Below are 12,697 nucleotides of genomic sequence, written 5' to 3' on the forward strand. Positions count from 1 at the left end.
ACTCAGCCTTTCAGCCATGGTGATGTCGCGCGTCACCCGGTACACCTAGAAAGGACGGACACGTCGCCGACGTGCACCGCGACAGCCGGCACCGACAACAGCCACGGGAGTGGGACGGATGACAGAGCTGGTGCCCGGCGCGAACGCGCCCCTGCCCGGGGGTCCCGTGCAGGTTCGCCTCGCCGGGCCGTTCGACCTGTGCGCGCTGATCGTCTCGGCGCACGGCAAGGTCGACGGGGACGACGACTTCGTGTTCTTCAATCAGCCGCGGACCAGTGGGGTGACGCTGGGCGGCCGCGAGGTCACCATCATCCCGACCGCGCTGCGCCACGGTGCCGAGCGAGTGGTGATCGCGGCCAGCCCGGAGGACGGCACGACGCCGTTCGGGCAGCTGCCGCCACCCGTCGTCACCCTGCACAACGAGCGGGGCAACGTCCTCGCCCACTTCGCCCCGCCGCCGCTGACCAGCGAGACCGTGCTCACCCTGGTCGAGATCTACCGCCGCGGCCCCGGTTGGAAGGTCCGCGCGGTCGGGCAGGGCTACGCCGACCCGCCGCCCGCGCCGGCAGCACCGCCGGCTGGGTCCTCCCCATCGGCGGCGCCGGACCAGCCACCGGCCGCACTGCCGGCGCCGAGGCCCGCACCGCCCGCTCGCACCCCGTCGGCACCGGTGGTCGGAGCGATGCGGGCGGCCGCCCCGGCGCCCGCGGGACCTCTCGACGACGGCACCGGGTCGACGCCGATGCTCGCCCAGGTGGTCGCACTCACGAACGCCGAACGGGAACGGGTGGGCCTGCATCCGCTCAGCGTCGATCCGACCCTCGCCGCCGCCGCCGACGCGCACAGCCGGGACATGGCGGCCCGCGGCTTCTTCGCCCACACGAGTCCCGACGGCCGGTCGGTCTCCGACCGGGTGGTCGCGCTGGGCTACCGCTACTCCCGGGTCGCGGAGAACATCGCCGCGGGCCAGACCTCGGCGGAGGAGGTGGTGACCGGCTGGATGAACAGCCCCGGCCACCGCGCGAACATCCTCATCCCCCAGCTGCGGCAGATCGGCGTCGGCTACGCCACCGGCGGTGAGTTCGGCACCTACTGGACCCAGGTGTTCGGCACCCTGCTCTGAGCCGCGCGGCACCCATCTGACCAGCACCGTTCTGACCAGCACCGTTCTGACCAGCGCGTAATCGGTGGGCCACTCGGGCCTTCGGCGGGTTGGATGGCACGCATGGACGCTGCGCCCGGCCCACGGAACCGGCGGTGGGTCCACGAGGCCATCGCGCGCGTCGAGGCCGACACGAACCGGTCCGCCGACACGCATCTGCTCCCGCTCGCGTTGTGGCCGGCGCAGCGGGGTGTGGACGTCTATCTGAAGGACGAGTCGACGCATCCGACCGGCTCGTTGAAGCACCGGCTCGCCCGCTCGCTGTTCCTCTACGGGCTGTGCAACGGGTGGATCGGCGAGGGCACGACGATCGTCGAGGCGTCGTCGGGCTCGACGGCGATCTCGGAGGCGTACTTCGCACGGATGCTCGGCCTGCCGTTCGTCGCGGTGATGCCGGCGTCGACGAGTATCGGCAAGATCGCGCTGATCGAGCGGGAAGGCGGCCGCTGCCATCTGGTCGACGACGCGACCACCGTCTACGCCGAGGCCCAGCGCCTGGCGGAGGCGACCGGCGGCCACTACATGGACCAGTTCACCCATGCGGAGCGGGCGACGGACTGGCGCGGCAACAACAACATCGCCGAGTCGATCTTCGATCAGATGGCGTTGGAGCGCCATCCGGTGCCCACCTGGATCGTCGTCGGCGCCGGCACCGGCGGTACCAGCGCGACGATCGGCCGGTATCTGCGTTATCGCCGGCACGACACGTCCCTGTGTGTCGTCGACCCGGATGGCTCGGCGTTCTACCGCTCGTGGACGACCGGTGACCGGCAGGCCACCGGTCGCAGCTCCCGCGTCGAGGGCATCGGCCGGGCCCGCGTCGAACCCAGCTTCCTGCCCGACGTCGTCGACCGCATGCTCAGCGTGCCGGACGCGGCCTCCGTTGCCGCAATGCGGTTTCTGCAGACCACCTCGGGTCGGCGCGCGGGCCCGTCGACCGGCACGAACCTGTGGGGTGCTGTCCGGCTCGCCTGCGAACTGGCTGCCGCCGGCCGCGAGGGCAGCGTCGTCACCCTGTTGTGCGACGGCGGCGACCGCTATGCCGACAGCTACTACTCTCCCGCCTGGCTCACCGCCAACGGCCTGGACCCGCACCCGTACGCGGAGGTCCTGCGGCACGCCGCCGACACCGCGAGCTGGCCGCCGGACTGACCGCCGGCCGGGCGATCAGGGTGCGACCGGGCGGCCGCGCAGCACGATCAGCCTGGGGTCGGCGAGGACGCCGAGGTCGACGCGCGGATCGGACGGGTAGACGACGAGGTCGGCGGGGGCGCCTTCGACGAGGGCCGGGTGGCCGAGCCAGTCGCGGGCGGACCAGGTGGCGGCGGCGAGCGCCGTCTGCGTGGACAGCCCGGCGCGGCGCAGTTCGGCGACCTCGGCGGCGACGAGCCCATGGGGCAGGCTGCCGCCGGCGTCGGTGCCGACGTAGATCGGGATGCCGGCGTCGTGCGCGGCGCCGATCGTGTCGTACCGGCGCGCCTGCAGGTCACGCATGTGCGCCGCGTACGCGGGGAACTTGGCCTCGGCGTTGCGGGCGATGTTCTCGAACGTGGCGATGTTGACGAGAGTCGGGACGATCGCGACGCCGCGTTCGGCGAACAGCGGGATCGTGTCCTCGGTCAGGCCGCAGGCGTGCTCGATGCAGTCGATGCCGGCTTCGACGAGGTCGGTGAGGGAGCTCTCGGCGAAGCAGTGCGCGGTGACCCGCGCGCCGGCGGCGTGCGCGGCATCGATCGCGGCTTTCGCGGCATCCGCTGGCCAGCAGGGCGCGAGGTCGCCGAGTTCCCGGTCGATCCAGTCGCCGACGATCTTCACCCAGCCGTCGCCTCGCCCGGCCTGGGTGATGATCTCGCCGACGAGGTCCTCGGGTTCGACCTCGACGGCGTAGTTGCGCAGGTAGCGGCGGGTGCGGGCGACGTGCCGGCCGGCCCGGATGAGCCGGGGCAGGTCGTCCCGGTCGTCGACCCACCGGGTGTCGGCCGGTGAGCCGGCATCGCGCAGGAGCAGCGCACCCGCCGCCCGGTCCGTGGTGATCTGTTCCTCGGCGGTGGGTTGGTCGACGGCGCCGTGCGAGGCCAGGCCGACGTGGCAGTGGGCGTCGACCAGGCCGGGCAGCGCCCAACCGGAGACCGTCTGCACGTCCCGGGCGGCCTCGCCGGTCGGGGCGGTGAAGCTGACCTGTCCGTCGACGACCCACAGCTCGTCCCGGACCTCCTCGGGGCCGACGAGCACCGCCCCCCGGATCCGCAGTGTCGGCGCGCCCGTCATGAAGCCACCGCCCCGACCACCAGGCCGAACCTCGCCACGCTGGTCGCCGTCGACCCAGCCGCTACCGTCATGCCGCCTCCCAGCTCAGTCGGAACCAGTCTGCTCCATTTCGGGGCAGCCGGAACCGCGTGCGTGGCTGGAGGTGGCGAGAGACGCGCGCCGGGGTCAGACGTCGAGCTGCGACTCGATGCCACGCAGTCGGTGCCGGGCCAGGGCAAGGTTCGCCCGGTTCTTGTCGAGGACCAGGTAGAGGAAAAGGCCACGGCCGGAATGACTCTGCAGCAGCCGGATGAGGTGGTACTGACGACCCAGGGTGATCAGAATGTCCTCGATCGTGTCCTGCAGACCAAGGCTCTCCATGGTGCGCAGCTTCGCCCGGATCACCTCGGTGTTCCCGGCCGCCGCGATGTCGAGATCCAGCGCGTGGGCACTTCCGGCCGTGCCCAGGGTCATACCGCTGGTGAAGTCGACGAGGGCGGCTCCGAGCGCACCCCCGATCTCCAGCGACTCCTTCAACGCAATATCGACACTGTTCATATCGCTCCCCGTTTTCTTGGAGTGGACGGATCCCGCGACGCCGCCCTCGCCGTCCACGGACACCAGTTCACGCGAACCGCGCGACGATGAACGCCCTCGCATACAGCCCCTCGCAGACATCGACCGTGAAGGCTTCGACCGAGCAGACGTCGACCGAGGATGCCTCGATCGCGCAGGCTTCAAACCGCCCGTTCTACGACTGCTCGGGAAAAGCGTAGCCAACAACGGCAGGTCCGAACAGGGGCGGACGAAGAAGATTTTGGCGGGGACACGAAGACAACACCGTCATACACCCACTCGTCGACGGCGCGACCCAACCAAACATTCAGACGACCCAAACGGCGATGCGCGCCAAATAAAGAAGATAAAACCAGATTACTGATACAACCTCGCCATGGATATTCCGAGTCGGGTAGACGTCGGCGACCCGGCCCAGCCGGCCGCGCCCGGCGGCGGACCGTCCATCGCGGCACCGGCGCTCCGCCCCAAACCGAAACCAGACGTCATGATCCGTCGGATCGCGGGTGGAAGCGCCTCCATGGTTGATCACCGCAAGCCGGGAGCGGGTGGACCGCGCGCGAACGGAATCGACCAGCCGCCGACGCGCAGGCCAGTCCATCCAGGTCCAGGTCCAGGTCCAGGTCCAGGTCCCGAGCGTCACCGGCGGGTCCGGCGCCGTCTCGCCACGCTCCTGACGGCGCTGGCCGTGCTGATCCTCTGGGCGGGTTGCGGCGACGGTTCCGGCGGGGACGCCCACGCACCGATCCCGGCGGCCCAGCGGGAGCCGACCAGCGCCGCGAACGGCGCCCGCACACCGGCGGCGGCACCCTCCCCGCCGGCCGCGGCCGCACACGCGCCCGACGGTCGCCACGCGGATGATCCCGGCGGCGCGGCAGGCGGCCAGGCCCGCGACCCGCAGCTACCGATGGGTGGGCGTTCGCTGCTGCCCACGTACCGGATCGTGGCGCACTACGGCTCGGTCGGCGGCGGCGCGCTCGGCATCCTCGGGCAGGGCACACCCGAGCAGGCCGCGCAGCGGGTGCTCGCCGCCGCGGCGCCGTTCGGCGCGGGCGACCGGCCGGTGCAGCCGGCGATGGAGCTGATCACGACCGTCGCGTCGGCCTCACCCGGAGCCGACGGGCTGTACAGCACCGCGCTGACCGACGCCGCCGTCGCGCCCTACCTCGCCGCCGCCCGCACCCACCGGATGCTGCTCATCCTCGATCTGCAGCCGGGCCGCGGCCGCTTCCTCGACCAGGCCCGCCGGTACGAACGTTTCCTGCGCGAACCGGACGTCGGCCTCGCCCTGGACCCGGAGTGGAAGATGGGTCCGGACCAGGTACCCGGCAAGCAGATCGGCAGCAGCGACGCGGCCGACCTGAACGAGGTGTCCGGCTGGCTCGCCGGCGTCGTCCGGGCACACCATCTGCCGCAGAAACTGTTCATCATTCACCAGTTCACCCAGTCGATGCTGCCCGACCGGGCGGCGATCCAGGCCCGGCCGGAACTCGCCACCGTCTTCCACATCGACGGTTTCGGCGCCCGCACGGACAAGGTCGAGAAATACGCGCTCCTCCACGCCCGGCCGCCGTTCTTCACCGGCTTCAAGCTGTTCCTGACCCAGGACACCAACATCTTCAGCCCGGCGGAGACGTTGACGCTCACGCCCCCGCCGGATCTGATCACGTACCAGTGAGCCGGCCGGGTCAGTCCGACAGCCGCTGGCCGCAGTAGCTGGGATTCCCATACCCGACAGACCTGGTCGCCACCGTAATCCAATACATACAACACCCGCGTCTGATCCGCCCACCGACCGTCACCGAACCGAGCCGCTGCCAGCACAAATGCCGCGAACATCCGTCGCCCTCGGCGCCGGGTCGGGGGCTCGGGGGCTCCGTGGTCCTTCGGTGTGGACAAATCAGACACGACACGCACTAGATCGACCACGGTCCCTCTGCCACGCAGCCATCAGACAAATCAGACGCCGCAACCGACCCGGATGGTGGCCAATGCGGTCGCCGCACCCTCCGCCGCGAAAACGTATAGGTGGGGCGTCCCTGCCTCGGGCGCACGTACGAGGCAGGTTTCTCGTCCCGCCACTGGTCGCGCCCCGCGAGCTGACACCGCTGGTCAGCCGCCTTCTACATCGACCTGGCCGGCTACGGCGAACAGGAGGCGGAGGCAAACGGCCTGGAGGGACTGATCGGCCCGCTCGCCACTCCCGCAGCGGCGGAAGGGCACGCCCGAGACAGGTGCCTTGGGGATGGCTTGTGGCCCCGATGCCGTGCGTCAGCCCACAGTGACTTGACCGGCAGGTAGGTGGGCGCTCCCGACCTCGATCAACGATCAGGACGGCGGCAAGCCCGGTCAGGGTGTGGAAAGGCCCGATGCGGGTTGCTCGGAGGTGCCGATGTCGAGCAGGTCGGTGATGGCTGTCGGATCCAGTGCACTCGGCGTGGCGGCGACCAACCCCGGGGGGCATTCGTCGTCCGCGCCTGGCACTTCGGGGGCGATGGGGCCGCGCAGGAGGCGGGTGCCGACGGGGAGGTTGCCGGCGGCGGCGGTGTCGCGGAGGTACTCCCACAGGGCGCGTTGGAGTTCGACGGCGGCGCGGGTGGGTTCGACGTCGCGGCGGCGCGCGAGGCCGATGGTGCGTTGCAGGCCGGGGGGCACGAACGGGGTGACGCGCATGCCGAGGCGGCGGGCGACCATGCTCGGGATGACGGCAGAGCCCAGGCCGGCGGCGACGAAGCCGAGGACGGCGTCCATTTCGCCGCCTTCGATGGCGAACGTCGGGTCGAAGCCGGCTTCGCGGCAGGCGGCGACGGTGGCGTCGCGCAGTTCGTAGCCGCGGCGGAACATCACCAGCGGGTGGCTGCGCAGGTCGCTGACTTCCAGCTGGCGGCCGGTGACGATGGGCGGTTCGTCCCGGGAGGAGACGAGCACCAGACTCTCCCGCAGCAACGGGGACGTGGCGAGTGCCGGGTCGGAGCTCTGTAGCGGCAGGATGATCAGGGCCAGGTCGAGGCCGCCGGCGGCCAGGTCGCGGACGAGGTCGCGGGAGCCGCCCTCCTCGACGAGCAGGCGGATGCCGGGGTAGCGCTGGTGGAACAGGCGCAGCACGTCGGGCAGGAAGCCGGTCAGCATGCTGGGCGTGGCGCCCAGGCGGACGGTGCCGTGGCGCAGGTCGAGCAGCTCGGTGACGCGCTGGCGAGCCGTCTCCGTGTCGGCGAGGATACGGCGAGCGAGCGGCAGCAGGGTCTCGCCGGCGGCGGTCAGGCTGATGTTGCCGCGGGCGCGGTTGAACAGTGGTGCTCCCAACTCCTGTTCGAGCGCCCGGACCTGCTGGGACAATGAGGGTTGCGCCACATGCATCCGCTGCGCGGCCCGGGTGAAATGCCGGGTCTCCGCGACAGCGACGAAATAGGCGAGCTGGTGGAGCTGCACCTGGCCTAGCGTAGACCTCCATAGCGCTGGACTATGGAGTCAAGCTTTATCATGTCTTGGACCACTGCACGGCGCGGCTCTAGGGTGCGGGCGTGGCTGTATCAACCCCGACGCGATCGGCTCCCGCCAAACGGCCTCCGCGGCCCGTGCGGTCCTCCTTCGCCCCGTTGAACTTCTGGCGTTCGACGATCGGCAAGAAGACCGTGATGGCCGTCACTGGTCTGCTCATGTTGCTGTTCCTGATCGTTCACATGCTCGGGAACCTGAAGATCTTCTACGGCCGAACCGAGTTCGATCACTATGCCGGCTGGCTGCGCACGATCGGGGAACCGGTCCTGCACGGAGCATGGTATTTGTGGATCCAGCGGTTCGTCCTGGTGCTCGCGGTGGTACTCCACGCGACCTCGGCGTACCAGGTCAGCCGGCGTGGTCTGAAGGCCCGGCCGACGAAGTACTCCCACCACCAACGGGCCAAGGCCGGTTACGCCACGCATGTCATGCGTTACGGCGGCATCACGCTGGCGCTGTTCATCATTTACCACATCCTTGACTTCACGACCCTCACACTGAACCGCCACGGAGTCGAGGGCGCCGCCTACGACAATGTCGTGTCGAGTTTCAGCGTGTGGTGGGTCACAGCGATCTACATCGTCGCCATGATCTGTCTGGGACTGCACATCCAGCACGGTTTCTGGAGCGCCGCCCAGACTCTCGGGGCGAACCGGCCAAGCCGTGACCGTCTCTTCCGAGGCATCGCGACGGGGCTGGCCGTGTTTCTCACGGCGGGATTCCTGGTCGTTCCGATCGCTGTCCTCGCCGGGCTCGTGGACTGAGGACGAAGAAGGCTGACATGACGTTCTACAAGCTCGGCGACGATATCGCCGACACCACCGCGCCGGACGTCCCGATCGAGCAGCGCTGGGACAAGCGCCGCTTCGACGCGAAGCTCGTCAACCCGGCGAACCGCCGCCGCCATTCCGTCATCGTCGTCGGCACGGGGCTCGCCGGCGGGGCGGCCGGCGCGACGCTGGCCGAGCAGGGCTACCGCGTCATCCAGTTCTGCTACCAGGACTCGCCGCGGCGCGCGCACTCCATCGCCGCGCAGGGCGGCATCAACGCGGCGAAGAACTACCGCAACGACGGCGACTCGGTCTACCGGTTGTTCTATGACACGGTGAAGGGCGGTGACTTCCGCGCCCGGGAGTCCAACGTCTACCGGCTGGCGCAGACCTCCACGCAGATCATCGACCAGTGCGTCGCGCAGGGCGTCCCGTTCGCCCGCGAGTACGGCGGCCTGCTCGACACCCGCTCGTTCGGCGGCGTGCAGGTCGCCCGGACGTTCTACGCCCGCGGTCAGACGGGCCAGCAGCTGCTGATCGGCGCCTACCAGGCGCTGTCGCGCCAGATCGACGCCGGCAACGTCGAGATGCACGAGCGCACCGAGATGCTCGACCTGATCGTGATCGACGGCCGCGCCCGCGGCATCGTCGCCCGCGACCTGGTCACCGGCCAGATCTCGACGTACATCGCCGACGCGGTCGTGCTCGCCACCGGCGGCTACGGCAACGTGTTCTACCTGTCGACGAACGCGAAGAACTCCAACGCGAGCGCGATCTGGCGGGCCCACCGGCGCGGCGCGTACTTCGCCAATCCGTGCTACACGCAGATTCACCCCACGTGTATCCCGCGGTCCGGCGACTACCAGTCGAAGCTCACCCTGATGAGTGAGTCGCTGCGTAACGACGGCCGGATCTGGGTGCCGAAGAACGCCGGCGACACGCGCTCCCCGGACCAGATTCCCGAGGCTGAGCGCGACTACTACCTCGAGCGCATCTACCCGGGCTTCGGCAACCTGGTGCCCCGCGACATCGCCTCGCGTGCCGCGAAGAACCAGTGTGACCTGGGCCGCGGTGTCGGCCCCGGCGGCCTGGGCGTCTACCTCGACTTCGCCGACGCCATCCGGCGTCTCGGTGAGGACCAGGTCCGTGAGAAGTACGGCAACCTGTTCGAGATGTACGACCGGATCACCGGCGAGGACCCCTACAAGGTCCCGATGCGGATCTACCCCGCCGTCCATTACACGATGGGCGGCCTGTGGGTGGACTACGACCTGCAGAGCACCATTCCGGGCTGCTTCGTCGTCGGCGAGGCGAACTTCTCCGACCACGGCGCGAACCGGCTCGGCGCGAGCGCGCTCATGCAGGGCCTGGCCGACGGCTACTTCGTGCTGCCGCCGATGCTCGGCAACTACATCGCCACGAACAAGTTCGAGACGATCGACGAGAGCCACCCGGCGGTCGTCGACACCGTCAACGAGGCGACCGGCCGGCTGACCAAGCTCCTGTCGATCAACGGCGACCGCACCGTGGACTCGTTCCACCGCGAGCTCGGCGAGATCATGTGGGACGAGTGCGGCATGGCCCGCAGCGAGGACGGCCTGCGCAAGGCGCTCGGCCGGCTGCCAGAGCTGCGCGAGGAGTTCTGGCGCTCGGTGAAGGTGCCCGGCAGCGGTGCCAACGTCAACCAGAGCCTCGAGCGGGCGAACCGGGTCTCGGACTTCCTCGAGCTCGGCGAGCTGATGTGCGTCGACGCGCTGCACCGCGAGGAGTCCTGCGGCGGCCACTTCCGGGTCGAGAGCCAGACCCCGGACGGCGAGGCCCGCCGCGACGACGACCGGTTCGCCTACGCCGGCGCCTGGGAGTTCGGCGGCACCGACGAGGCGCCGATCCTGCACCGCGAGCCGCTGGAGTTCGACTACGTCCACCTCGCCCAGCGCAACTACGCCTGAGGCGGGAGCAGTACACATGATCAGTCCAGCTCTATCCGACCGCGACAGCGCAAGGAGCGGAACGTGAAGCTCACCCTGCGGATCTGGCGCCAGGCCGGCCCGGCCGAACCCGGCCGCATGGTGGCCTACGAGGTGCCCGACGCCAACCCGGACATGTCGTTCCTGGAACTGCTCGACGTGCTCAACGAGCGGCTCACCCTCGAGGGCGACGACCCGGTGACGTTCGACCACGACTGTCGGGAGGGCATCTGCGGTGCCTGCGGCGTGGTCATCAACGGCCAGGCCCACGGCCCGCGCGAGCGGACCACGACCTGCCAGCTGCACGTCCGCTCGTTCGCCGACGGCGACGTCATCGACGTCGAGCCGTGGCGCTCGGTCGCCTTCGGGGTCGTCAAGGACCTGATGGTCGACCGCTCCGGCCTCGACCGGATCATCCAGGCCGGCGGGTACATCAGCGCGCCGACCGGAAGCGCCCCCGAGGCGCACTCCACGCCGGTGCCGAAGCCGGTCGCGGACACGGCGTTCGACAACGCCACCTGCATCGGCTGCGGGGCCTGCGTCGCGGCCTGCCCGAACGGCTCCGCGATGCTGTTCACCTCGGCGAAGGTGACGCACCTCAACCTGCTGCCGCAGGGTGGGCCCGAGCGGGCCGAGCGGGTGCTCAACCTCGTCGAGGCGATGGACGCCGAGGGCTTCGGCGGCTGCACGAACACCGGCGAGTGCACAGTGGCCTGCCCCAAGGGCATCCCGCTGGACAGCATCGCCACGCTCAACCGCGAGTACCTGCGCGCCTCCCTCGGGCGCAAGTAGTCGCCGTCCGCCTCGGCGCGGGCGCGGGCGGCCGTAGCCAGCCGCGCCGGCCCGGTGGAGTCTCGCTCGCCGAGGCCCACCGGGCCGGCGCGGACGCCGTCGGCCGGGCCACACCCCGGCGAAGGCCCGGCGACCCGGCCCTGACGGGCGCACAATGACATGGGTGGACGGGCAGACGCGGGGTAATCCCGACCAGGTGGCACCTGACCAGGTGGCCGTGGTCGGCGGCGGCATGGTCGGCCTGTCCGTCGCCTGGTTCCTGCAGGAGCACGGTGTCTCGGTGACCGTGTTCGACCGGGATCGGCTGACCGCCGGACCGGCCCCGGCGGGCGCGGCCTCCTCTTGGGGGAACGCCGGCTGGCTCACCCCCGGTCTCGCCACCCCGCTGCCCGAGCCGGCCGTGCTGCGTTACGGGCTGCGAGTCCTCTGGCGGCCCGACTCGCCGGTTTACGTCCCGCCCGTCGCCGACACGCAGCTCGCGCGGTTCGTCGCCGGCTTCGTCCGGCACAGCACCCACCGGCACTGGCAGCACGCCATGCGGGCCCTCGCCCCGCTCACCCGCGCGTCCCTCGCCGCCTTCGACGAGCTCGCCGCCGGCGGAGTGGCCGCCGCCCCCACGCCCGCCGCGCCGTTCCTCGCCGGCTACCAGCACCGCGCCGACCTCGACACCCTGCTCACCGAACTCGACGGCGTGCGGGCGGCCGGCCAGCCCGTCGAGGCCGACGTCCTCGACGCGGACGCCGCCCGGCGCGCGGAACCGCTGCTCAGTGAACGGGTCCGGCACGTCCTGTCCGTTCGCGACCAGCGCTTCTGCGATCCCGGGCGGCTCGTCGCCGCGCTCGCCGACGCCGTGCGGGACCGCGGCGGGATCGTCCACGAGTCCGCCCCGGTCGACGGCCTGCGGCCGGTGGCCGACCGGGTGGAGGTGCTCGGCCGAGTCCCCGCCGGCGAGGACTACGCGGCGGTGGTGATCGCCACCGGGGCGTGGCTGCCGCGGCTGGCCCGGCAGTTCGGAGTCCGCCTGCCCGTGCAGGCCGGCCGCGGTTACAGCTTCCGGGTCGCGACTCCCCGTCCGCCGGGCGGCCCGATCTACTTTCCCGCGTCGCGGGTGGCGTGCACGCCACTCGCCGGCGGGATGCGTGTTGCCGGGATGATGGAGTTCCGCCGGCCCGACGCCCCGCCGGACCCGCGCCGCATCCGGGCCGTGGTCGAGGCGACCCGCGGCCTGCTGCAAGACGTCGACCTCGACACCCGCACGGACGAGTGGGTGGGACCGCGGCCCTGCACGCCGGACGGCCTGCCGTTGATCGGTCGGACCACGTCGGAGCGGGTGTTCGTCGCCGGCGGCCACGGCATGTGGGGCATCACCCTGGGACCGGTCACCGGGCGGCTGCTCGCCGATGCCGTCGTCACCGGCGCCGTGCGTCCCGAGCTCGCGCCGTTCGATCCGCTGCGCTGAGTCCCGTCACGGCCGGCCGCGGACCGGCCGGACGCAGCAAGGCCGCCCCCACACGGGATGGGGACGGCCGCCGCGGTCATCGCGTCGCCAGACGTACCTGGCGCGATCACCGCGGTGCTGGTGTGGCTGGTGGTGGTGTGGCTGGTGGTGGTGTGGCTGGTGGTGGTGTGGCTGGTGGTGGGGGGGGGGGGCCGGGGCGGGGGCGGCGGCCGCGCGCCCCGCGCCG

General features: G+C 71.0%; 10 protein-coding genes. 7 read left to right on the forward strand and 3 right to left on the reverse strand.

Translation table 11 applies throughout. The features are described 5' to 3' along the window. The first annotated feature begins 118 nt into the window (after nt 1-118). Nucleotides 119-1,123, forward strand: coding sequence for a CAP domain-containing protein (locus MXD60_RS13190; protein ID WP_248819332.1), 1,005 nt, complete (start codon nt 119-121; stop codon nt 1,121-1,123). Between the two features lie 102 nt (nt 1,124-1,225). After that, nucleotides 1,226-2,314, forward strand: coding sequence for an L-cysteine desulfhydrase Cds1 (cds1, locus tag MXD60_RS13195; protein ID WP_248819333.1), 1,089 nt, complete (start codon nt 1,226-1,228; stop codon nt 2,312-2,314). 15 nt (nt 2,315-2,329) lie between these two features. On the opposite strand, the gene MXD60_RS13200 is transcribed toward cds1, so the two are convergent. Continuing rightward, nucleotides 2,330-3,430, reverse strand: coding sequence for an amidohydrolase family protein (locus tag MXD60_RS13200; RefSeq protein ID WP_248819334.1), 1,101 nt, complete (start codon nt 3,428-3,430; stop codon nt 2,330-2,332). A 165-nt stretch (nt 3,431-3,595) separates the two neighbouring features. Next, nucleotides 3,596-3,967, reverse strand: coding sequence for a hypothetical protein (locus tag MXD60_RS13205; protein ID WP_248819335.1), 372 nt, complete (start codon nt 3,965-3,967; stop codon nt 3,596-3,598). Between the two features lie 706 nt (nt 3,968-4,673). Between MXD60_RS13205 and MXD60_RS13210 the strand changes: the two genes are divergently transcribed. Then, nucleotides 4,674-5,663 carry a hypothetical protein gene (locus MXD60_RS13210; protein ID WP_248819336.1) on the forward strand — a complete coding sequence of 330 codons (990 nt, stop codon included), beginning with the start codon at nt 4,674-4,676 and terminating at the stop codon, nt 5,661-5,663. Between the two features lie 671 nt (nt 5,664-6,334). Here the strand turns inward: MXD60_RS13210 and MXD60_RS13215 are convergent. Next, nucleotides 6,335-7,414 carry a LysR family transcriptional regulator gene (locus MXD60_RS13215; protein ID WP_248819337.1) on the reverse strand — a complete coding sequence of 360 codons (1,080 nt, stop codon included), beginning with the start codon at nt 7,412-7,414 and terminating at the stop codon, nt 6,335-6,337. Nucleotides 7,415-7,581: 167 nt separating this feature from the next. Between MXD60_RS13215 and MXD60_RS13220 the strand changes: the two genes are divergently transcribed. The 4 genes from MXD60_RS13220 to MXD60_RS13235 all read left to right on the forward strand — a co-directional run bounded on the left by MXD60_RS13220 (nt 7,582) and on the right by MXD60_RS13235 (nt 12,471). Further along, a complete protein-coding gene (locus MXD60_RS13220; protein ID WP_283098290.1) occupies nt 7,582-8,247 on the forward strand; it encodes a succinate dehydrogenase cytochrome b subunit in 666 nt (221 codons plus the stop codon). Between the two features lie 17 nt (nt 8,248-8,264). After that, nucleotides 8,265-10,202 carry a fumarate reductase/succinate dehydrogenase flavoprotein subunit gene (locus MXD60_RS13225; RefSeq protein ID WP_248819339.1) on the forward strand — a complete coding sequence of 646 codons (1,938 nt, stop codon included), beginning with the start codon at nt 8,265-8,267 and terminating at the stop codon, nt 10,200-10,202. 63 nt (nt 10,203-10,265) lie between these two features. After that, entirely contained in the window at nt 10,266-11,012 is a 747-nt protein-coding gene (locus MXD60_RS13230) for a succinate dehydrogenase/fumarate reductase iron-sulfur subunit (RefSeq protein ID WP_248819340.1), read from the forward strand. Between the two features lie 154 nt (nt 11,013-11,166). Next, nucleotides 11,167-12,471, forward strand: a complete 1,305-nt coding sequence (locus MXD60_RS13235; protein WP_518467883.1) for an NAD(P)/FAD-dependent oxidoreductase — start codon at nt 11,167-11,169, stop codon at nt 12,469-12,471. The last annotated feature ends 226 nt before the right edge of the window (nt 12,472-12,697 follow it).

Origin of the sequence: Frankia sp. AgB32 (assembly GCF_023243045.1) — a bacterium.
Classification (GTDB): Bacteria; Actinomycetota; Actinomycetes; order Frankiales; family Frankiaceae; genus Frankia.